This window comes from Sediminibacterium goheungense (assembly GCF_004361915.1).
GTDB lineage: Bacteria > Bacteroidota > Bacteroidia > Chitinophagales > Chitinophagaceae > Sediminibacterium > Sediminibacterium goheungense.
The window spans coordinates 776277-798759 of sequence record NZ_SNWP01000011.1 but is presented as its reverse complement, the minus strand read 5'-3'; the positions used below and the strand labels follow the sequence as shown (position 1 = coordinate 798759).

Genomic DNA, 22483 nt, shown 5'->3' with positions numbered 1-22483 from the left:
ATCCTAAATCGAACAAATCATATTACTGCCCCCTACTCAGTACTCACTACTGACTACTCATTCACTCTCTCACTTTTCAACCTAACCGGCGTTTCCTTAATCACTTTTAACCCAAGTGGTTCTGTGGCTTTTATCACCTGCTGCTCTTCACTCTTAAACATCACTTCGCTTTTGAGCGTTTTATATTCATACTGCAGCTCTTTCAGTTCTTTTGTTGTGTTGTTGATATTCCGAACTGTTTTATCGGCCAGATGTCCGTTTGCGATATACAATACAGCCAATACCGATAGGAACAGAAAGAATGGAATATTCTTTAAAATCCACTGATAGTTAAACAAGCCTTTCAGCGGATTTTTAGCCTGCGGTATTTTTTCTGTTTCTGACATTTCTTTTTTTCTTCTCACCTCACACTCTCTGCTGCGCAAAGAGGGAGTGTATTATTTCTTTTTCACAACCGTTCCGCTACACGCAGCTTAGCGCTTCTGCTTCTTGTATTTTGCTTCAACTCTTCCTGCGCAGCTGTTATCGGTTTCTTTGTAATCACTTTCAGCACCTGTTCTTTCACTGTAGGCAAGAAGGGGTTATCAGGCGTTTCATCGAAACTCCCCTGCCGGAAAAAATTCTTTACCAGCCTGTCTTCTATGGAATGAAAGGTGATGATGGCAACACGGCCACCGGTTTTAAGCACAGCAGGAACCTGCTGCAGCATTTCTTTCAAAGCCCCCATTTCATCGTTTACTTCCATACGAAGCGCCTGGAATACCTGAGCCAAATACTTATTAGGATTTCCCTTTACCACCTGACTTATCATAGCCTTAAACTGCTCAATGGTTTGCACCTGCATATGGCTTCGCTGTTGTACGATATGACGCGCCAGTGTTTTTGAATTACTGACTTCGCCATATTGTTCAAACAATTTGTGCAGTTGCTGCTCAGTGTAACCACTAACAATATTGGCAGCACTAAGCGACTGGCGCCTATCCATACGCATATCCAGCGGACCGGAAAAACGAATGGAGAATCCACGGTCGCCTTCATCGAACTGATGACTGCTGACGCCGAGATCGGCCAGTATACCATCTACAGCAGTAAGCTCATGTAAACGAAGAAAGCGTTGCAGGTGACGAAAATTTTGTGGCACAAATACCACGCGCTTATCGTCAGGAATATTTCTTTGCGCATCAGCATCCTGATCAAAAGCAATTAACTTACCCTTTTCACTTAGCTGTGCCAATATCCCTCTGCTATGTCCACCACCCCCAAAAGTGCAATCCACATATACACCATCAGGGTTTATAGACAAGGCTTCCAGTGTTTCATGGTAGAGGACGGGGATGTGATAACTATTGTTCAATTTGGAAATTTGAAAATTTGGAAATTTGGAAATTTGAAAATGCAACCATTTCAGAAAAGCTGAAAATGAAGCAGCACATGTATTTCATTTCCAAATTTTCAAATTGTCTCATTTTCAAATTTTTTCAGTCATCACTTCCTGCGCCAGGCTACTGAAAGCTTCTGGTGAGAAATCCTCAAAGAGCTGTTTGTACTTACCGGCATCCCAGATCTCGAAACGGTCAAGGGCTGCAGCGAGGACAATATCCTTGCTTAAGCCCGCAAATTCCTTCAGTGAAGCAGGCAAGAGCATACGGCCGGCATTATCCAGCTCTATTTCTGTTGCACCACCCAAAAACTGACGACGGAATTGGCGTACCTTGGGGTCGAAATCATTCAATTGGCTGATCTTTGCAATAATTATTTCCCAGCTTTTTAAAGGATATAACGTGAGACATTTTTCAAAGCCACGGCTAAGTATGAAACGGCTCTCCCCTTCCGGCAACTGTTTTTTCAGTCCGCCCGGAAGCAGGAAACGCCCTTTCGCGTCAACTGTAGCTTCGTATTCTCCGTGAAATCCGGTCATGGGTGAATAAATATTTTTAAGATTACCACTTGTTGACACAAAATAACACTTTTTCCCACTTTCTACCCGAATTTGGAGCGACTGTATTTATCCACAAAATCAAAATCGCTATAACCCATTATAGTATTGATTTTCAGGGTTTATGGCCAAAATAGCATGTGAATGAAATGTGGATTTCTGTGAATTGAAGGTGGATAACCAAAAAGACACTGATGCAACCTTCTTATCGTATTGATTATCAGTCCTTATAAACAGATATGATGGCAAACACAGGCTATAGCGGAAAGCCCATTTGGCAGAAACTGGGCATAAAACCCACCACAAGCATCATGCTGATGGAAGCTCCGGCAGATTATATAGATTTAATTGGCTGGCCCTCAACACTGAATGTGGTAAAACGTGGGAAAGCAGACATAATTCATTGTTTTGCCAGGAGTAAGGGGGAGCTAGTCAGGGTATTTCCGGATTTACCTGACCTTGTAACAGAAGGGGGGTGTATTTGGATATCCTGGTACAAAAAATCTGCCGGTATAGCAACCGATCTTACAGAAGACATTATCAGGGATATCGTTTTGCCTACCGGTTGGGTAGATATTAAGGTATGTGCTGTAAGCGATCAGTGGAGTGGATTAAAAATAGTAAAACGTAAGAAATGAGGTACTCAGCAACTGCTACACGATTAACTTTGCCCCTCTAAAATATGGAACGATGCATCCGAAAGACCTATCAATACTTGATTTTACTTATGAACTTCCAGATGAAAAAATTGCACGTTATCCTTTAGAAGAGAGAGACCAAAGCAAATTGTTGATTTATCAAAACAAGAAAATCAGCAGTTCAACCTATCATGAACTACCTTCCTTACTTCCGCCAAAAACTTTGCTTGTTTTCAATAATACCAAAGTAGTAGAAGCCCGTTTATATTTTCAGAAAGCCAGTGGAAGCACCATTGAAATCTTTTGTCTGGAACCCGATGATCGTTATGCAGATATTACTACGGCCATGTTGCAAAAGGATCAGGTTTACTGGAAATGTATGATTGGTGGTGCAAAAAAATGGAAAGAAAATGCAATCTCATTATCGTTTACTTATAAGAACCAGACAGTTATATTGACCGCTGAAAAAAAAGAGCAAAAGAACGATCATTATATCATTTCCTTTCACTGGACAGTTCCGGATATTTCATTTGCTGAAGTTTTGCATGCAGCAGGTAACTTACCGTTACCTCCTTATATGAATAGGGAGGCAGAAACCAATGACTTGGAAAGATACCAGACAGTATACGCCAAACATGATGGCTCAGTAGCTGCGCCTACTGCCGGTTTACATTTTACCACCACGTTACTGAGCAGATTAGAAGCAGCCGACATACATACCAGTTTCGTAACCTTACATGTGGGTGCAGGTACTTTTAAACCAGTGAAGGCAGAAGTGATGCAGGACCATGCTATGCATGCTGAATTTATTGATGTTGGTATTGATACAATTGAGTTACTAAAAAACAGTATCAGCAATCCTATCATTGCAGTCGGAACCACTTCACTAAGAACACTGGAAAGTCTGTATTGGCTAGGCATACTTATACTCCGTGTTAAAAATATCTCACCCAATGAACTCACCATTGATCAATGGCTTCCTTATGAAACAGATGAACGCACTGATACGGTGACAGCATTGGATGCTTTACTCAACTGGATGAAAAGTAATGGTCTGAGCCGGCTGATTACAAAAACCAGCATCATCATTGCCCCGGGTTACCGCTTCAGAATCATCAGTGGGTTGATTACCAATTTTCATCAACCACAATCCACCTTATTATTATTGGTAGCTGCCATTACTGGTAATGATTGGAAAGATATTTATCACTATGCACTCACACAAGAGTTCCGTTTTTTAAGTTATGGTGATGGTAGTCTCTTATGGTGCAAAAAAGAATGATATTCTGTTCTATCCTTTTTTAAGAGACACTTCAAGTGTGAAGCTACTGCCTTTACCGAGGGTACTATCTACTTTGATTTTCCCCTTGTGAGCATCAATCACTGTTTTTACATAGCTCATACCCAGACCGAACCCCTTCACGTTATGAAGGTTGCCCGTATGTGCGCGATAGAATTTTTCGAAGATCCGCTTCAACGACTCTTTATTCATACCAATACCATTGTCTTCCACACGAATCAGAATATTCTTTGCTGTGCTATGCGTCGTAATTCTGATAACAGGTTTATCTTTTGAATATTTAATGGCATTATCTATCAGGTTAGAAACCATATTCGTAAAATGTACTTCATCAGCTTCAATGAGATCATTTGCCGCATTCAAATATAACTCCACAACACCTTCTTTATCCTGTAATTGCAGTTGATGATTATCCAATGCATGTTGTATTACTTCATGTACATGTAACGGCTCTATATTCAGCTTCAATTCCTGTTTCTCCATTAGTGCGGCCTGAAGAATGGTTTCTACATGTTTATTCATGCGAATATTTTCCTCTTTAATGATACCACTGAAGTATTTCATTTTTGTGGGATCGGCCTGTACCTTATCGTTCCTGATCGCATCCACTGCCAGCGAGATGGTTGCCAGCGGTGTTTTAAACTCATGCGTCATATTATTGATAAAATCACTCTTGATTTCACTCAACTTTTTCTGATTCAGTAAAGAACGTATGGTAACATAAAAAGCAGCGATGATAATCAGCATAAATACAGCAGCACCGATCAACTCCCATTTTAGCGATGCCCATACCTGTTTTTTAAAATCGGGAACTACAATGATAATAGATTCTACAGAACTGATGCCTTCAAAATCAGATCCGCTTTCCGGAATAATCGGCATATAATGCCGGCGGTTAACAATCGTATCCCAATACTCTTTTGAAAAGTTCCGGGTCGACATTTCAATGTCTTCAGTAGGTGACACGATGGCAAATTCAAAATTAATGTCTTTAATTCCCTCGCTATCCAGTTCCCTGCGAATCATTGTATGGATATCCTGTACACTAAAACGCTGATCAATAGTAGGTGGTTTTAATACATGCAGGTGAAAATCTGAGTTGAAAGTGAGTCCGCCTCGTTTAGGGAGTCGCAAAGACTGCGTACTTTTTGCAGAACCATTCAGCTGGTTAGCAACCCGAACCGCTACATTGTCTACCTTACTTTTAAACTCTGTATTTCTTATCTCCAGTAAATTATTCAGCCAGGAACTTTGTATGATAAAAAGTCCCAGAAGCGACAGTGTAATGAGTATGACAATGACGGGGAAAGTTTTCTTCATCCTTACAAATATAGTGGTCTGGTACAAGTTGCCAATAGTAACCCTTCATGTTTATCAGCTTTTTAACGCCCATTCCGGTGTTTGTATGATTAAAATCTTTAGCTTAACTTTTCATTATGGATCTCTTACAGCCTGGCATATTACTCATATCTGATCCCTTTCTCAAGGACCCCAATTTTCTGCGAACAGTAGTGCTTTTATGTGAGCATCAGAACGAAGGTAGTTTTGGTTTTGTATTGAATAAACCTCTGGGCATTACACTGGAGGATGTGATGCCTGAAGCCATCGGTCTCAGGGTTCCTTTATGGAAAGGGGGCCCCGTACAAAAAGATAGTTTACATTTCCTGCATAGCAGGCCCGATCTCATTTCCGATAGCATAAAAATCATTGACCATGTATACTGGGGAGGTGATTTTTCTAATGTAATTTCCCTGTTACAGCAAAAGGAATTAGCGTCGGGTGAAATCCGATTTTTTATAGGATACAGTGGCTGGGGTGAGCGGCAGTTACAAGGAGAACTGGATGAGAAGAGCTGGATTATCCGTCAGGCTAACCAGCAACTCGTTTTTCATACAGAACCCTCTGCCATCTGGAAAAAAGCTTTGGCTGACCTTGGTGGTGAATATAGCCAGATGGTTCACTATCCTATTGATCCTCAGCTAAATTAAAACATACTGCTCGGATCATTTTTGTTCCCCAAAAAGAAGTATTACCAATAAGATGTACTATCTTTTTACTGAAATAGTTACTTGAACAAACCTGAGCCGCATATTTATAACTTCTTTTTTTCAGAGGCAGAAAGGCTTCTGCTGGCATCTCATTTACTGAATTTTGGGGTGTGGGAATTCGATTTCCTGCATAACAGGCTTATCTGGGACAATAAAATGCATGATATCTATGGTGTAAAGAAAGAAGATTTTCACCATCAGATGGACGATTTCAGATCCCGGGTGCATCCTGAAGACCTTCCGGGTGCTGAGAAAGCCATGGACGAAATCATAAGTACCGAAGCGCCTCTTTCTGCACAATTTCGAATTATCAGACCTGATGGGGTCGAAAGAATTATAGCCGGAAATGTAAAATGCATCAGAAACCTGCTCAACCAACCAATCAGGTTAATTGGTATTAACCACGATATTACAGAGCAACAGTTATTACAGGAAGAATTGGTACACAAAAATGAGCAACTAAAAAAAATAGCCTGGATGCAATCGCATGAGATTCGCAAACCGGTAGCCAATATTTTAGGGTTGATCAACCTCATTGATATCAATCAGGTTGATTTACATCATCATCAATTATTGGAACTTCTTAAATCTTCTTCTGAAGAACTGGACATAATTATCAAGGAAATCATACAACGAACAAGAGAAAGTGAAAAATAAAATAGCCTATGCAATAAACATAGGCTATTTTAAAATATTTGTAATTGGTGAAAACTATGCGGTCACCCCTTCTACCAATACAGTAACCTTATTATTCAATACTTCTACAAAACCACTCTGGATACTGTACTGCTCGGTATTCGTTTTGTCTTTTAGTATTTTTACATTACCCTTACCCAAAGCACTTACCAATGGCGCGTGCTGATCGAGTACTTCAAACAAACCGGTAATACCAGGTAACTGAATACCATATACTTCTCCGCTGTAGAGTTTTTTTTCGGGTGTTAGTATTTCGAGTGTCATGTTAATTTGAAAATTTGAAAATTTGAAAATTTGAAAATTGGGAGGCCTGAATATTGTTTAGTAGAAAATTCGAAAATAAAGACCTGCTTCATTTTCATCCGCCTAAGGCGGACAAGTTCCCAAATTTTCAAATTAAATCTATCCCTTCGCTGCTTCTAACAGTTTCTTTCCTTTTTCAATCGCATCTTCCAGTGTTCCTACCAGGTTAAAGGCCGCTTCTGGATATTCATCCACTTCACCATCCATAATAGAATTGAAACCACGGATGGTATCTTCGATGCTTACGAATACGCCTTTCAGACCTGTGAACTGTTCAGCCACATGGAATGGCTGACTCAGGAAACGCTGTACTTTACGTGCGCGCTGAACGGTCATTTTATCTTCTTCACTCAGTTCATCCATACCCAGGATGGCAATGATATCCTGAAGTTCCTTGTAACGCTGAAGAATCAGTTTCACACGGTTCGCAGTTTCATAATGTGCTTCACCAACAATGGCTGGCGTAAGGATCCTTGAAGTAGAATCCAGTGGATCTACTGCAGGGTAAATACCTAAGTCAGCAATCTTACGACTCAATACCGTTGTAGCATCGAGGTGGGCAAATGTAGTAGCCGGAGCGGGGTCAGTCAAGTCATCCGCAGGTACATATACCGCCTGTACAGAGGTAATAGAACCATTTTTGGTTGAAGTGATGCGCTCCTGCATCAGACCCATTTCAGTAGCCAGTGTAGGTTGGTAACCTACCGCTGATGGCATACGACCCAACAGGGCCGATACCTCAGAACCAGCCTGTGTGAAACGGAAGATATTATCTACGAAGAACAGGATATCTTTTCCTTTACCGGTACCATCTCCATCACGGAAATATTCGGCGATGGTCAGACCAGAAAGGGCCACGCGGGCACGGGCTCCGGGAGGTTCGTTCATCTGACCGAATACGAATGTAGCTTTTGAATCTTTCAATCCTTCCATATCCACTTTACTCAGATCCCAGCCACCTTCTTCCATACTATGTTTAAAGGCATCACCATATTTCATGATACCTGCTTCAATCATTTCACGCAGCAGATCATTTCCTTCACGGGTACGCTCACCTACACCAGCAAATACAGACAAACCACCATATCCTTTTGCAATATTGTTGATCAGCTCCTGGATCAATACGGTTTTACCTACACCCGCACCACCGAACAAACCGATTTTACCACCTTTTGCATAAGGCTCAATCAGGTCGATTACTTTGATACCTGTAAACAGTACTTCTGTTGCAGTACTCAGGTTTTCAAACAAGGGTGGTTTATTGTGAATGGGACGGCCATTGGCTTTGCTTACCTGTGGTAAACCGTCAATAGCATCACCGGTTACATTAAAGAGACGTCCGTTGATACCATCACCTGTTGGCATGGCAATTGCTTTACCGGTATCAGTTACATCCATTCCACGTACCAAACCTTCGGTACCATCCATCGCGATGGTTCGAACGCTGTCTTCTCCGAGGTGCTGCTGCACTTCAAGAACCAGTTTTTCACCATTTTCTTTTGAAATCTCAAGCGCATTGTAGATTTCAGGCAAAGTTTTATCAGGAAAATGAACGTCAACCACCGCGCCGATGATCTGTTTGATCTTACCTTTTGTAGCCATATCAGGAGATATAATTAGGTTTTAAAAATGTACCCTTTCGGGCCCGGAAAACAGGTTTTCCGATTTGGCGGCAAAGGTAAGGGGATGTGCCCTAAAAAATGGCAAATCCATCAACTAAATTTTAACTGCAGAAAAAGGGCGTAGCAGTAAGCCACAAGCTGCGAGCTGCAAGCTACTAGCAGGGTATATCCGAGAATGTGATGATGGGTATCCTTAACAACAACGCAAAGCCTGGGGCTTGAAACTTGCAGCTTGTCGCTTGTAGCTTGCAGCTTGCTGGTAAAACCGTATTTTAACAACCGGAAGCCACAATATATTATAAATTAGCCCCATGCAAAATAGCCCCGACCATAAAGTAAATCGATTGATTTTTCTGGTTTTCATACTGATCATCGGTTCATTTCTTATTTACAGCCTGATGGCCTTTTTTACAGCTTTTCTGGCTGCCATCATGTTTTACGTGCTAAGTAAGAAACCTGTGGAATGGCTGGTAAAGAAAAAAAACTGGCGTCGGTCATGGGCCGCTATTCTGGTCATTTTCAGTTCTTTCTTTATCATATTGTTGCCGATTACTGTACTCAGCACCATGATGTACCAGGAAATAGCCACGGTGGCTACTAATTTTTCAGCCGTAACAGAACCACTTACGCAGCTCGATAATTTTTTGAAAAAAGAGATTCAATTCAGTTTGCTCTCGGCACAGAATTTAGGAAAATTACAGGTATATGTCACCAACTTTGTATCCTCCGCATTAACACAGGGTGCCAATCTTTTCAGCTCTATGATTATGATGTATTTCTTTCTGTATTTTATGATTATGAACGCAAGTCGCATGGAAGCCTCGATCTACCTTTTCCTTCCTTTCAAAAGAAGTCAGGTAGCTCTTTTTGGCAAGGAACTCCGGGCGCAAACTTTTAGCAATGCGGTTGGACTCCCCCTTATTGCAGTGATTCAGGGACTTTTTGCCTACATCGCATTTTTAATTACAGGTATGACCGATCCCGGCTTCTGGTCGGTGGTGGTTGGCTTTGCTTCGGTGATTCCAATTGTAGGAACAGGACTTGTCTGGATACCGGCAGGTATTTATCTGCTGGTGATCGGACAAAACTGGCAAGGTATATTTTTATTCATTTGGGGTGCCGTTGTATTAAGCAGCATGGATAATGTGGTTCGTTTTCTGTTGGCTAAAAAAATGGCTGATGTACATCCCGTTATTACCGTCCTGGGGGTAATCATAGGTCTGCATTATTTCGGTATCACCGGATTAATTTTCGGCCCACTGCTTATCTCCTATTTTATTATCCTTCTGAGAATCTATTACCAGGAATACCAGCGCCCAGCCAAACAACGCAAACGTAAAATACAAAACAACTACTTCAACCTGCCGTTTCTGCGGAAATAGAGCAAATGGCAGATGTAAGATCGCAGATGTCTGATGGCGGATGTCGGATTTTTAAAAAGTGTAGATAAGAATAAATGGTACGCTAATTGGCTAGAAGCTAGTAGCTTTAATGGCTGATTTGATGTCAGATGTCAGATATCAGATATCATATCTTTTGATTTTGGATTAGTGCGCATGATATTGCATTTACCGCTAATTGGCTAACACCTAAAACCTAGCACCCAGTCCCCCTCTACCCCATCAACAGCTGATAAACAAACACCGCCAGACAGGCCCCTATCACCGGGCCCAGCACCGGTACCCAACTGTACGACCAGTTACTACCGCCTTTATTTTTTATGGGCAGCAAGGCATGCATAATACGGGGACCAAGATCACGGGCAGGATTAATGGCCCAGCCCGTTGGACCACCCAGTCCTAAACCAATACCCATCACCAGTAACGCTACGGGCAATGCATCCAGTGAACCAAGACTTGCATCGGCTTTGGTAATAAATAATACACCTAAAATAAAAACAGCAGTAGCGATCGTTTCTGTTAATAAATTCTGCAATGGATTGCTGATGGAAGGACCGGTACAGAATGAAGCCAGTTTCATGGAAGCATCTTCAGATGCATCAAAATGCTGGCGATAGGTAAGCCACACAAAAAAAGCACCTAGCATGGCACCCAATAACTGTGCTGTTAAATACAGAGGCACGTCACTCCATGAAAATTTACCGGCAACTGCCAATGCAATGGTCACTGCACTATTCAGGTGTGCACCACTTACCGAACCGGTCATATACACCGCAATAAATACGGCCAGTGCCCAGCCAAAACATATGGCCAGCAATCCTCCACCATGCCCCTTTGTTTTAGGCAGCACCACATTGGCCACCACCCCGTTTCCAATAATAATCAATACCGCAGTTCCGATTAATTCAGCCAGAAATATTGACATAGCAATTGTTTTAAGAAAGCTATTAGCTACTAGCTTTTAGCTATTAGCCAATTTGCATAAAATTTAATACCATGCGCTCTAATCATAAATCAAAAGATCAAAGATCAAAAAATCTGCGATCAGACATCAGACATTTTCTCTCAAAGATATCCCTCCGCCAGTTCCATAAATGCTTTTTTTTGTTCTGCTGCCCAAACTGCGGATTCCTGTAATAGCTCCTGCATGATGTTTATTACCTTATCTGCACAATCCATGGCTGCCTTCGCATCCAGAAAAAGTATCCTGGTTCTTCTGGCCAGAACATCCTCTACTGTAATAGCCATTTCCTGTTCCACAGCATACACTACATCCACACATTTGTATGTAAAATCAGGATGGAGTAACTGATCAAGTTCAGGCTTTTCTTTGATCATGTTTTCTTTTTTCTGACGCACGGCCAGCGGATCACCAATCGGCAGATTTTTGGTAACACATAAACGCTTATCCTGTTTCGAAATAAAAACGGCATTGTCTACTGCTTCCTGTGCCATTTTACGATAGGTGGTCCACTTACCACCTGTTATGGTAACAAGCCCACTGGCAGATCCCATAATGGTATGATCTCGCGATAATAAAGCCGTACTTTTTCCTTCTTTCGAACGCACCAGCGGTCGCAGTCCGGCAAAAACAGATAAAATAGAAGAGCGATCTATGGCCGGTGAAACATATCGGTTAATATGTTCGAGAATATAGTCTACTTCATCTTCCAATACCAATGGTTCATCCAGTATATCATCAACAGGCGTATCCGTGGTGCCTATCACTACTTTATTGAGCCAAGGTACCGCAAACAGCACACGTTTATCATCTGTTTTTGGAATCATCAAAGCATGGGTTCCAGGGAAGTATTTTTTATCTACCACCAAATGAATACCCTGGGAGGGGTCAACCATCCGTTCTGCAGAAGGATCATCCATTTGTAAAATACGATCGGTAAACACACCTGTTGCATTGATTACTGATTTTGTTTTTACCTCAAACACTTCATCACTGTTATGTAACTGCAGTTGTACACCGGTTATCTTTTTCTTTTCTTTTACCAGTCCGGTTACTTTACAATAGTTCACCAGTGTAGCACCATGTAAAACCGCTGTGGCAGCCAGGTCTATACACAACCTGCTATCATCGAACTGTCCATCATAATATAAAATTCCCCCTTTCACTTTATTCGCATCCAATGCAGGTAACAGTTCTGTAGTTTCTTTAGCTGATAATAACCGGGTTTGTCCGAGTGAGAGTTTTCCAGATAACAAATCATAGAACCGCAGTCCAAGTCCGTAATACCATTTTTGCCAGAACCTTCTCACCGGAATTATAAAAGCCTGCACAGAGGTAAGATGTGGTGCATTTTTTAAGAGCCATCCCCGCTCACGCAAGGCTTCTTTTACCAGTTTAATATTTCCATGTTCAAGGTAACGAACACCGCCATGCACTAGTTTGGTAGACCTGCTGGATGTGCCTTTTCCAAAATCTGCCTGTTCTATCAATAATATTTTATACCCTCTTGATGCAGCATCTACAGCAATACCCAATCCTGTGGCCCCACCACCAATCACCACCATATCCCACTGGATGGTTTCCTGTAATTGTTGCAATTGAGTAGTGCGGTTCATGATTGATGGATGTCAGATGGCAGATGTATGTCTGATGTCTGATCGCTGATGTCGGATTTAATGTCAGATCTCAGATCTAATATCTTTGATTTCCTGATTTATGAATGCTTGAATTAAGTAAAAATTTCGAATGTACCGCAAATTGGCTAAAGCCTAAAACCTCAACCCTAGTACCTAGCAACCAGTAACCTTCGACTACGCTCTGGGCAGGCCCAGCACCTCTCTACCCTACCGTTCCATATTCTGCTGCGCCTACTGCTCTTTTCCAGCCATTTGCCAGTTGTTCTCTTTCTGCTGCAGACATCTCAGGCTGAAAAGAACGGTCAATCTGCCATTGTTGCTGAATATCTTCTACACTTGTCCAATAACCTACTGCCAGACCGGCCAGGTAAGCAGCACCCAATGCGGTGGTTTCTACAATCGTTGGACGAACTACTTTGGTATTCAATACATCACTTTGAAACTGCATCAGCAAATTATTGGCCGTTGCGCCACCATCTACCCTTAATTCTTTGATTTCAATACCTGCATCTGCTTCCATGGCTTTTAATACATCCATGGTCTGGTACGCAATACTATCTAATGAGGCCCTCGCCAGGTGTGCCGCAGTGGTGCCTCTTGTAATACCGGTGATGGTACCCCTTGCATGCTGGTTCCAGTATGGTGCGCCCAGTCCTGCAAAAGCAGGTACTACATATACTCCTTCACTATTTGTAACCGATGCTGCCAATGTTTCTACCTCGGCAGATTGTCTGATGATACCCAACCCATCTCTTAACCATTGCACCACCGCGCCGGCAATAAACACACTTCCTTCCAGGGCATAATGGGTAACACCTTTTATCTTCCAGGCAATGGTAGTAAGCAATTGATTAGAAGAAGGAACGGCTTTCTCACCTGTATTCATCAACATAAAACAACCGGTACCATAGGTATTCTTTACCATCCCCGGTTGTGTACAAAGCTGACCAAATAAAGCTGCCTGCTGGTCACCGGCTATACCCGCAATAGGAATATTATGTGCAGTAAGTATATGCTGTGTATATCCATATATTTCACTACTGCTTTTAACTTCAGGAAGCATATAGCGGGGAACCTGAAACAGTTCCAGTAAATCATTGTCCCAGGCAAGAGAATGAATATTGAATAACATTGTACGCGATGCATTGGACACATCGGTGGCATGTACTTTTCCATTGGTTAGTTTCCATAAAAGCCAGGTATCGATGGTACCAAAACAAAGCTCTCCGTTTTCGGCCCTTTCTCTTGCTCCCGGTACGTGATCCAGTATCCACCTGATTTTAGTAGCAGAAAAATAGGCATCGATAATCAGGCCGGTTTTTTCCTGGATCATTCCCGCCTTACCTGCTGCTTTCAGCTCATCACAAAAAGAAGCCGTTCTCCTATCCTGCCAAACAATGGCATGATGAATGGGTTGCCCGGTTGCCTTATCCCACACCACTGTTGTTTCACGCTGATTGGTAATACCGATAGCCGCAATATGCTGCACGGTAAGTCCGGCCTTGGTAATGGCTTCTGCCGCAACACCCAGTTGTGTGCTCCATATTTCATTGGCATCATGTTCAACCCACCCCGGTTGCGGGAAAATTTGTCTGAACTCTTTCTGTGCTACTGCACAAATGGCACCAGCCCTATCAAACACAATCGCCCGGCTACTGGTTGTACCTTGATCGAAGGAGAGGATGTATTGTTGCATGCTGTAAGATAGGATGAATTTGAAAATTTGAAAATGTGCTAATTTGAAAATAGAAATCTTTCGCTAACTTTTCTAATAATCAATCTAAAGAGCTAGCAATCTTCATTTTCAAATTAGCACATTTTCAAATTATCTATCTCCGTGGTTTGAGCCATAGCTCCGGGTTCATCGGAACGCCTTTTTCGTTGTTGATAACGAAGATAATGGCGCCTTCTCCATCTATACTTTTGCCTGATCGGCCAATAACAGAGCCGGCTTTTACCTGTTGTCCAAGAGATACAGAAATACTCGATAACTGATTATAGGAGGTAAAGTACTTACCGTGCCTTACAAGCACCACCTGATCACCGTTTACTTCACTGGCATACACCACTTCACCATCAGCCACACTTTTTACGGCTGAGCCTTCTGGTAAGGCAATCTGTATGCCATCACTTTTCTGGGTAATTTTTGTACCGGGAACGGTGGAAATACCAAAAGGTACATATACATTTCCTTTATCAACGGGCCAGGGTAAACGCCCCTTGTTCTGTTCGAACTGGATAGATGTTTCCCTTCCCTCAGGTGTTGACTCTAATGGGGTATAAGGCCTGTCGGCAACCGGTTTTGAAACCAGTGGTTCATTTACAGACGGATTTTTTGTGGTGTTGCCAGCAGCATTTGTTTTTCCTGCATTGGCGTCTACAGGTTTCGTATTATTGGCTGCCGCTTTTTTGGCATCTTCGGCAGCTTTTAGTTTGGCTCTTTTGGCAGCTTCATCTGCTTCTCTTCTGATGATGGCCATAACAGCCTGTTGCATTTTCTGGCGCTGCTTTTCTTTGTTCTGTATCTGCACAGACAATTCCTTTTCTTTTCCTTTCAACTGAGCCACTACCTGATCCTGTGCTTTTTTATCATCCTGTAATACTTTCAGCTGCTCACTCTGTTTTTCGAGTGTGGTAAGTCGTTCTTTTTTATTGCTGCTTAATACTTCTATTTTGGTAGTAAGTAGTTTTTCAGACTGAATAATAGCATCTGCCTGGGTCTCCCTGTTCTGACGGTAGCTTTTTAAATATGTGATCCGTTTAATCGCATCATTAAAGCTCTTTGAAGAAAAAATAAAGTTGAGGTATTCGTAGCTGCTCCTGTTTTTATAGGCAAAAACAATACTCTTGGCATATTTCACACGCAGAGTATCCAACTCTCTTCTAAGGCGGTAAATATCTCTTTCATTGAGGAAAATGGTGTTATCAAGGTCCCTGATCTGACGGTTAATAGAATTTACCAGTTGTTCTCGCATGGCTACTTTGCGTTTAATAAGTGCCAGCTGACTCAATGAAAGTTTTTTATTTTTTTGGGTCTGGGAAAGTAACTGATTCAGTTCTGCCAGTTCTTTTTTCAGGTCCTGTTCCTGTTTCTGTAACTCTTCGCGAGATTGCTGCGCATAGGCAGTAAATACGAGCGTACAGGATACTAGAAAGCAAAAAAGGAATTTGAACATGACAACAATTTTGGACCAAAGTCAGATTAACAAGCTATATAACGAATAAATTAGTGGTAAATTACTTACGCTTGTAGTTTTTTGGTGGATCGAAATTGTATTTTAACGGATCATTTAACGTAAATTCTTTGAAATCAAGGGAAATATCGAGTTTCGACTTCTCTGCCATCGAAATTTTGCGGTTAGCCGCGAATAAATAAGTACCCAGAGGCTGGTAATTGCTGAAAGTAATATCGCAGGTTCTGTTGCGCTGCACATCCACATCATCGAGTTTACTGTAGAGTACCCTGTTATCGGTCTTATCGAGGTTAATGAGGTGTTTGAACAATTCGCCCACCATCACTACCAATAACTGAGAATTGCTGTTTTTATAGGAAACCAGGTTATTGCTCATAAAAATGGGGTTACCAATCAGCATATCCTGTAAAGTGGCAAAATCGAAAGGTATTTCAGTTACTTCCTGGAGATAACTGATAGAACGGTTCATCACATATTTCTCCCCCACTTTTCGTACCAGTGTCAGGCTGTCTTTATTAATTTTCAGCTGAAGTCCTTCTGCAGATATACCCAGAAAAGAACCTTTTACCCGGATAATGATGATGCTATCCTTGCGCATGCTCAGGTAAACCGTATAATTATCATTTTTTTCAGCACCTGTATAATCTACTTTTATCTTGGCATTAAAAGTGTTGAAATCAATTTTATTCTTCGCCACCTTACCCATAATATCTGCCACTATAGCTGCTGAATCTACTACAGGTGTTTCTTTAATCACCACTACCTGGGCTGTATCTTTCTTAGTAATGGCTTCCTGAATTTGCTCTACTTTTTTAACGGTTTTGCAGGAGAAGAGGAGGAAGCTAAAAGCCACAAGCTTCGAGCTATGAGCTATGAGCCATGAGCTACCAGCTGCTATTGTTGTATAAAGGTTTGCTATTTTCAAGTTCATTCTTTGTAATTGATTGTTAGAAGAAAGCTATTTGCCATTAGCTACAAGCTTCAGGCCACAAGCTTCAAGCTCTTTTGTAGTAGTTATTGTACCACCCGTACCATTCCAAATCCGACATCTGCCATCTGACATCCTCCATCATACCTTTCCTGTGCTTCCAAATCCCCCCGTGCCTCTTTCTGTGGTATCCAGTGTTTCTACTGCCTGCCATTGCAGCTGTTCTATTTTCTGCAATACCATTTGTGCAATCCGATCGCCGGGCTGAATGGTTTGTGCCTCGGTAGAAAGATTGATCAGGATCACTTTTATTTCACCTCTGTAGTCTGCATCAATGGTTCCCGGGGTATTTAAACATGTAATACCCTGTTTAATCGCTAGTCCGCTACGCGGACGTATCTGTATTTCATAGCCCCTGGGAATGGCTACGAATAGACCAGTAGGAATCAATGTGCGCTCAGAAGGCAGTAGTGTTACAGGATGCTCCAGATGAGCCCTGATATCAACACCGGAAGATCCGGAGGTAGCGTAATCAGGTAAGGGGTTATTCGACTTGTTTACAATACTTACCTGTATCGGCTTATCTGACATAAGTGCAAAATTACTAAATGTGAGCAAATTATGAGCAATTAGGCAGGCTTGCCCAGGGCAAGGGTGCTGGGTGCTAGGTACTAGGTTTTAGCCAATTTACGTTAGATTCAAAATCTTTACTTAATTCAAGAAATCAAAGATCAAGAAGTCAAAGATCTGAGATCTGCCATCTTCCATCAAATCCGACATCAGCCATCCGACATTCTTTTTGGTAATATATGTTATCTTTGTAGAATCTATCATTCAAACGCAGAACAGCTACATGCAGCAGGTTGAAGAAGCACTCTCTAAAATAGAAAAAGTTGTACTGGCATCGGGTATTTCGAACGATATCATTTATTTTAATTACCACAGAAAGCGTTTTCGGAAAATGGGCGAAACGGTGAGCCGTATCGTACCTGCTGGTAGTAAAGTACTCGATATAGGAAGCCATTATCTGCACTCATCGCTGCTGTTGAGTTTTATGGGATATGAAGTGGTATCTATGGATGTAAGTGAATTTTGGGAACTGGATTATATTCGCAAAAGAGCCTCCGACCATCAACTCACGCCACTGGTAGAAAATCAATTGGAGCGACTACCCACCCTCAGCGACCAAAAAGATGAATTTGATCTCATTCTGTTCACAGAAATATTTGAACATATCACATTCAATCCGATTGCTTTCTGGAAAAAGATTTTCCAAATCATCAAAGATTCCGGAAATATTTATATCACCACGCCGAATTCCATTAATTTTTACTCTATTACCAAAACCATTATCAATGCACTCAGGGGCAAGTCTATTGGAATGGATGTAAACGCTGTTTTTACAACGGTCTCTTATGGACATCACTGGAAAGAATACTCATCAAGTGAAGTAGCAACTTACTTTGCAAAAATGAATGACGGCTTTCGACTGTCGATAGCCAAGTTCGTTTATAAACCCATAGAAAACAGTGGCTCATTGGGCAGCTATGGCCGCAATCTCCTTATCGCCATCAGTAATAAAATACCCTTTTTCAGAGAAGCCATGGAAGTCATCGTTCAGGTAGATAAATCAAAGCCCTGGAAAATAGATACCCCGAATTACTAAATAATTAAATTACCAACCAGCATACTTAGTACTGTTGATATTTAACATTACTAAGTCAGCACATCTCCCCTTCTTCCCTTCTCCCTGCAAAAAACTTCCTATGTAAGCACCTATAATTTTATCAACTAACCCCTGAAACCACCTATTTTTGTTATCATATGATAAACACAGGCATACGTAACATGAAAAAACAAACAGGCAAATGGTTATTTGTACTGTGTATTTGCCTGTACCCCTTCCTCAGTGGATGCTTTAAGAATATTCCACTCAAAAATGTGGTATACAAGAACGACTTTGAAAGAGATTCAGCCCATGGGTTCACTTTTTACAATATTTATGGCAGGGTAGATTCAACGAAGATTACCAGCTACCTGAACAATAACAAGGTATTGGGTAGATTCAACAGCGTATTGGCCCAATTGAAACTGGATACTTTACCTGAACACAATATCCTGAAAGTTGAATTTGATCTCTATGTGCACGATAAATGGGATGGCAACCTGATACCAGCAGGTTCTACGTTACCCGATTTATGGAAAATGACGATCAATGGCATGATCGTGCACCTTACTACTTTTTCAAATGGAACGCAGCCACAGTCATTTCCCAACGATTATGGCACCACCGTCTTTAACAACCCACCTCTGAGCAATTCATGGGGTACCCTTCCAGGCGTGTGTGCCAATGCCGGAAATAACAAGGGCACTACCCATTATAAGATTGAATACACCACAGGACATACCGGTGGACTCGTGCTCGAACTGAGTGATGTGCTTCAGCCATTCAACAGCCTTTGTTTGAAAAGCTGGTCAATCGACAATCTCAGCATCATCGCAGCCATGTATCAATAATGATCGATCCTTACAATGCCCATTCAAAAGATATATCTGTCACTTGTTAAAAACCGGTCGGTAATTGTAAACTTTGCGAACCTCAGTTTTTTACAGGCAGCCAATGTTCTGGCGCAGATCTTATTGATCCCCATCATTGCACACAAAGCAGGACTTATTGAATTTGGTCAGATAGCAGTAGCAGGTTCCTATGCTGCCATGGTATCTATTCTCATCAACTATGGCAGCAACCAATCTGGTGTAAAAGATGTGGCATTACACCGTACCGCACCTACCGCCTTGTCTCAAACATTCTTTAGTATTTACTATACCAGGGGCCTACTCTTAGTATTCTCCTTTTTGCTATTGATAGGCATTTATTTTTTATCCCCAGGGCATTATCGTCATTTCCTTTCTGCCAACACCATTATCCTGTCAGAAATGCTCAGCCCCTTTTTCTTCTTTGTAGGTATGCAGCAATTGTTTTTGTACAACCTCACCAATCTTATCGCAAAAATCATTTCGGCACTACTCATCATTTTTTTGATTACCAGCAGCAAAGAAGGTATCTGGGTAAATTTTCTGATAGGCATACCGGGTGTACTCGCTAATATTTTCCTCATTTTTTATATCATCAGAAAATATCGTCTGTTTCATTTCTCTGTATCAACAGCGGAGCTCATAAGGTACCTGAAAACCAATTTTTACCTTACAGGCAACAATGCCTGCGTGCAGTTGCAGCAGTCGTATTTTCTTTTTATCGTATCTGGCATGGGCGACGGTATTGTATTGGCGGCTTATTCGCTAATAGATAAAATTATCTGGTCGTTTCGAATGCTCATCATTTCTTTCTTCAACACCATTTATCCCAGAGCAGCCGTACAATATCAGCAATCACCGGGAGCCTGGCAACAAATGAAAAGAAAACTAAGCTATCTGATCAGTATTGTATTTCTTACGATTGCACTGGTTATATTTTGTTTTCCCGATACCATTATCCGTATCATTGCACCTGAGTCAAATACCCTCGCTGCCGTGTATTTGCAATATGTAGCACTCGTACCATTCATAGCCGCATTAAATTCATTGAATGTTGCCGATCTGCTCATCAGGCACCAGTATAAATACATTTTTATCATTGCTGTATTACTGCTCATGATGGCCGTTATTTTTGCACAAATACTGCTCAGCCTGCACAACCCCGGCTTATTTGGCCTATACCTGCTCCTCATCGAATGTAGCAGCATTCCCTTATACCTGTATTTTATACGCAAAAGCAATCGTCTGTACTGACTTTTTTTAGGTGATACTTATAACTTACTTTTGACCTAAGCAGTTACCTTAAAACCTTTTGAATGCGTTTTCACTCTTTTGAACATTTACTGAATTGTCCGGAATGTGGTGCCAAAGTTTCTCTGCAACAGGATCATTTCCAATGTACCAACCATAGCTGTAACATTACTTACCCCATTTATTATGGGGTACCTGTTTTCATCAGTAATAAAAATGAGGTATTTCAACAGGAAGATTTCAACACACCAGAGGCTCCTGCTATTTTTTTTGGTAACAGCAAAAACCCGGTCATTAACTTTCTGAGAAAATTACGGCCCGATGTTACGCTGAATTATACCAGTAAAATCAACTACGCAAAAATTGCAGATCGCTTGCGCAACATTGAATCTCCCCGAATATTAGTAATCGGGGGAAGCATTGATGGTACTGGCATGTCGATACTGAAACAACAATTACCACAACAAACCATCATGGTAGAGTCAGATGTGGCTCAGGGTCCGAATACCAATATCATTTTCGATGCCCACCATATTCCATTTGATGCCAATACATTCGATTTGGTGATTGTACAAGCGGTACTCGAGCATGTGCTGGACCCTTTTCAATGTGTGAAAGAGATAGAAAGGGTGCTGAATGAAAATGGCATCGTATATGCTGAAACACCTTTTATGCAACAAGTGCATGGAGGCAAATATGATTTCCATCGTTTTACTGATCTCGGCCATCGACGATTATTCAGAAACTTTGAAGAAATTGATCGCGGGCTCGTGGCAGGACCAGGTTCATCACTCGCATGGTCGCTACGTTATTTCTTTCTTTCCTTTGCGTTTAATAAAACCATAGATCGTATCATCAGCTATGGCTCAAGCTTTTTTGTATTCTGGTTGAAATACTTCGATTACTTACTCAATCATAACAAAGGAGCCTGCGATGGTGCCTGCGGACTTTATTTCATAGGTGTTAAGAAAACGGGGTATGTGTTACCAGATCATGTATTGCTTCAACAATATAAAGGATATCGTTCCTGATGCATACAGTTAATCAGTCACAAGAAGCTTTACCATCGGTTGCCATCATACTCGTGAATTGGAAAAGTTTTGATGTAACGAATGACTGTCTTACATCACTCAAACAACTCAACTATACTAACTATAGGGTTATTGTAGTAGACAATGGTTCGAAAGATGGGTCATGTGAAAAAATTCGCAACCAACATCCGGAAGTGGTATTGCTTCCCTCCGAAACAAATCAGGGCTTTACAGGTGGTAATAATATCGGATTACGGTATGCAATAAAACAACAGTTTGATTATTCCATCATGCTGAATAATGATACATTTGTGGAACCCGACTTTCTGCATATCCTCATCACCTATATGGAGTCGCACCCCAAGGCAGGTGCCATTCAACCACGAATACATTTTCATCATAACCGGAAATTATTATGGAATGGAGGTGCTTATTTCAATAAATGGACAGGCTTTGCCAGTACGGATGGCGAAAACCAACTGCCTAAACAAAGACATTTTCTGGTAAAAGAAGTAGACTGGCTTTCGGGCTGTGCTTTTCTTGTTCGCAATACCATACTGGCCAAAACCGGATTACTATCCGAAGATTTTTTCATGTACAGTGAAGATGTGGATCTGTCTTTCCGCATAAAGCAACTCCACTATCAACTTATCTATCATCCGGCGTCGGTAATCTACCATATTGCCGGTGTATCGAACAAGTCGGCAACACCTGGTAAAGAAGGCTATGTAAATCCCATGGTGCATTACTATAACCAACGAAACCGGCTTTGGATCATCAAAAAATATACACCCTGGTACTGCTGGCCAACTGTTATCATTTGCAATTTTTTTTATCTCCTGCTGGTACTGGGCTATTTTACAGCACGTGGCAGGTTCCAGAAACTAAGAGCCATGTGGCATGCCATTAAAGATGGTATTAGTGGGGGGGGTACTGGGTACTAGGTACTAGGCTTGCCCTGAGCGGAGTCGAAGGGTATTAGGAGTTAGGACATTACCTGATA

Annotated in this window: 22 protein-coding genes; 10 read left to right on the top strand and 12 right to left on the bottom strand. The window is 41.5% G+C overall.

What is annotated here, in order from left to right; all coding sequences use genetic code 11:
• Positions 1 to 53: 53 nt before the first annotated feature.
• The 3 genes from BC659_RS11145 to mraZ all read right to left on the bottom strand — a co-directional run bounded on the left by BC659_RS11145 (position 54) and on the right by mraZ (position 1957).
• Positions 54 to 386 carry an FtsL-like putative cell division protein gene (locus BC659_RS11145; RefSeq protein ID WP_133474832.1) on the bottom strand — a complete coding sequence of 111 codons (333 nt, stop codon included), beginning with the start codon at positions 384 to 386 and terminating at the stop codon, positions 54 to 56.
• A 62-nt stretch (positions 387 to 448) separates the two neighbouring features.
• Positions 449 to 1354, bottom strand: coding sequence for a 16S rRNA (cytosine(1402)-N(4))-methyltransferase RsmH (gene rsmH / locus BC659_RS11140; protein ID WP_133474831.1), 906 nt, complete (start codon positions 1352 to 1354; stop codon positions 449 to 451).
• 114 nt (positions 1355 to 1468) lie between these two features.
• The gene (mraZ, locus tag BC659_RS11135; RefSeq protein ID WP_246027124.1) at positions 1469 to 1957 is read right to left on the bottom strand and encodes a division/cell wall cluster transcriptional repressor MraZ; all 489 of its coding nucleotides are present in this window, start codon (positions 1955 to 1957) and stop codon (positions 1469 to 1471) included.
• Positions 1958 to 2175: 218 nt separating this feature from the next.
• Between mraZ and BC659_RS11130 the strand changes: the two genes are divergently transcribed.
• Together BC659_RS11130 and BC659_RS11125 are read left to right on the top strand one after the other, a co-directional pair.
• Positions 2176 to 2574 carry a DUF3052 domain-containing protein gene (locus BC659_RS11130; protein WP_133474830.1) on the top strand — a complete coding sequence of 133 codons (399 nt, stop codon included), beginning with the start codon at positions 2176 to 2178 and terminating at the stop codon, positions 2572 to 2574.
• A 52-nt stretch (positions 2575 to 2626) separates the two neighbouring features.
• On the top strand, positions 2627 to 3856 hold the full coding sequence (locus BC659_RS11125) for an S-adenosylmethionine:tRNA ribosyltransferase-isomerase (protein WP_133474829.1): 1230 nt from the start codon (positions 2627 to 2629) through the stop codon (positions 3854 to 3856).
• A gap of 9 nt (positions 3857 to 3865) precedes the next feature.
• On the opposite strand, the gene BC659_RS11120 is transcribed toward BC659_RS11125, so the two are convergent.
• A complete protein-coding gene (locus BC659_RS11120; protein WP_133474828.1) occupies positions 3866 to 5194 on the bottom strand; it encodes a sensor histidine kinase in 1329 nt (442 codons plus the stop codon).
• A 116-nt stretch (positions 5195 to 5310) separates the two neighbouring features.
• On the opposite strand from BC659_RS11120, the gene BC659_RS11115 reads away from it, so the two are divergent.
• Entirely contained in the window at positions 5311 to 5862 is a 552-nt protein-coding gene (locus BC659_RS11115) for a YqgE/AlgH family protein (protein ID WP_133474827.1), read from the top strand.
• Positions 5863 to 5943: 81 nt separating this feature from the next.
• Entirely contained in the window at positions 5944 to 6579 is a 636-nt protein-coding gene (locus tag BC659_RS11110; RefSeq protein ID WP_133474826.1) for a PAS domain-containing protein, read from the top strand.
• Between the two features lie 54 nt (positions 6580 to 6633).
• Here the strand turns inward: BC659_RS11110 and atpC are convergent, their stop codons facing one another.
• Positions 6634 to 6882, bottom strand: coding sequence for an ATP synthase F1 subunit epsilon (gene atpC / locus BC659_RS11105; RefSeq protein WP_133474825.1), 249 nt, complete (start codon positions 6880 to 6882; stop codon positions 6634 to 6636).
• 138 nt (positions 6883 to 7020) lie between these two features.
• On the bottom strand, positions 7021 to 8523 hold the full coding sequence (gene atpD / locus BC659_RS11100; RefSeq protein ID WP_133474824.1) for a F0F1 ATP synthase subunit beta: 1503 nt from the start codon (positions 8521 to 8523) through the stop codon (positions 7021 to 7023).
• A gap of 331 nt (positions 8524 to 8854) precedes the next feature.
• On the opposite strand from atpD, the gene BC659_RS11095 reads away from it, so the two are divergent.
• The gene (locus tag BC659_RS11095; protein ID WP_133474823.1) at positions 8855 to 9925 is read left to right on the top strand and encodes an AI-2E family transporter; all 1071 of its coding nucleotides are present in this window, start codon (positions 8855 to 8857) and stop codon (positions 9923 to 9925) included.
• Between the two features lie 232 nt (positions 9926 to 10157).
• Here the strand turns inward: BC659_RS11095 and BC659_RS11090 are convergent, their stop codons facing one another.
• From BC659_RS11090 to dut, 6 genes are all read right to left on the bottom strand, one after another.
• A complete protein-coding gene (locus BC659_RS11090; protein WP_133474822.1) occupies positions 10158 to 10868 on the bottom strand; it encodes an MIP/aquaporin family protein in 711 nt (236 codons plus the stop codon).
• Positions 10869 to 11008: 140 nt separating this feature from the next.
• The gene (locus BC659_RS11085) at positions 11009 to 12520 is read right to left on the bottom strand and encodes a glycerol-3-phosphate dehydrogenase/oxidase (protein ID WP_133474821.1); all 1512 of its coding nucleotides are present in this window, start codon (positions 12518 to 12520) and stop codon (positions 11009 to 11011) included.
• 223 nt (positions 12521 to 12743) lie between these two features.
• The gene (gene glpK / locus BC659_RS11080; RefSeq protein WP_133474820.1) at positions 12744 to 14237 is read right to left on the bottom strand and encodes a glycerol kinase GlpK; all 1494 of its coding nucleotides are present in this window, start codon (positions 14235 to 14237) and stop codon (positions 12744 to 12746) included.
• A gap of 133 nt (positions 14238 to 14370) precedes the next feature.
• Positions 14371 to 15717 carry a murein hydrolase activator EnvC family protein gene (locus tag BC659_RS11075; RefSeq protein ID WP_133474819.1) on the bottom strand — a complete coding sequence of 449 codons (1347 nt, stop codon included), beginning with the start codon at positions 15715 to 15717 and terminating at the stop codon, positions 14371 to 14373.
• Positions 15718 to 15778: 61 nt separating this feature from the next.
• Positions 15779 to 16666: a lipoprotein insertase outer membrane protein LolB1 gene (gene lolB1, locus BC659_RS11070; RefSeq protein ID WP_133474818.1), complete on the bottom strand. Its 888-nt coding sequence runs from the start codon at positions 16664 to 16666 to the stop codon at positions 15779 to 15781.
• Between the two features lie 138 nt (positions 16667 to 16804).
• Positions 16805 to 17254: a dUTP diphosphatase gene (dut, locus tag BC659_RS11065; RefSeq protein ID WP_133474817.1), complete on the bottom strand. Its 450-nt coding sequence runs from the start codon at positions 17252 to 17254 to the stop codon at positions 16805 to 16807.
• Between the two features lie 262 nt (positions 17255 to 17516).
• Here dut and BC659_RS11060 point away from each other — a divergent pair, with 262 nt between their 5' ends.
• The 5 genes from BC659_RS11060 (at position 17517) to BC659_RS11040 (ending at position 22424) form a co-directional block, all read left to right on the top strand.
• Complete coding sequence (locus tag BC659_RS11060) at positions 17517 to 18329, top strand: class I SAM-dependent methyltransferase (protein WP_133474816.1); 813 nt, start codon at positions 17517 to 17519, stop codon at positions 18327 to 18329.
• 182 nt (positions 18330 to 18511) lie between these two features.
• On the top strand, positions 18512 to 19180 hold the full coding sequence (locus tag BC659_RS11055) for a hypothetical protein (protein WP_133474815.1): 669 nt from the start codon (positions 18512 to 18514) through the stop codon (positions 19178 to 19180).
• Between the two features lie 15 nt (positions 19181 to 19195).
• Positions 19196 to 20452 carry an MATE family efflux transporter gene (locus BC659_RS11050; protein ID WP_133474814.1) on the top strand — a complete coding sequence of 419 codons (1257 nt, stop codon included), beginning with the start codon at positions 19196 to 19198 and terminating at the stop codon, positions 20450 to 20452.
• Between the two features lie 62 nt (positions 20453 to 20514).
• Positions 20515 to 21480 (top strand): methyltransferase domain-containing protein, encoded by a 966-nt coding sequence (locus BC659_RS11045; protein ID WP_133474813.1) that lies wholly within the window; start codon positions 20515 to 20517, stop codon positions 21478 to 21480.
• Positions 21480 to 22424, top strand: coding sequence for a glycosyltransferase family 2 protein (locus tag BC659_RS11040; RefSeq protein WP_133474812.1), 945 nt, complete (start codon positions 21480 to 21482; stop codon positions 22422 to 22424). Before BC659_RS11045 ends, BC659_RS11040 begins: the two co-directional genes overlap by 1 nt.
• Positions 22425 to 22483 lie beyond the last annotated feature (59 nt).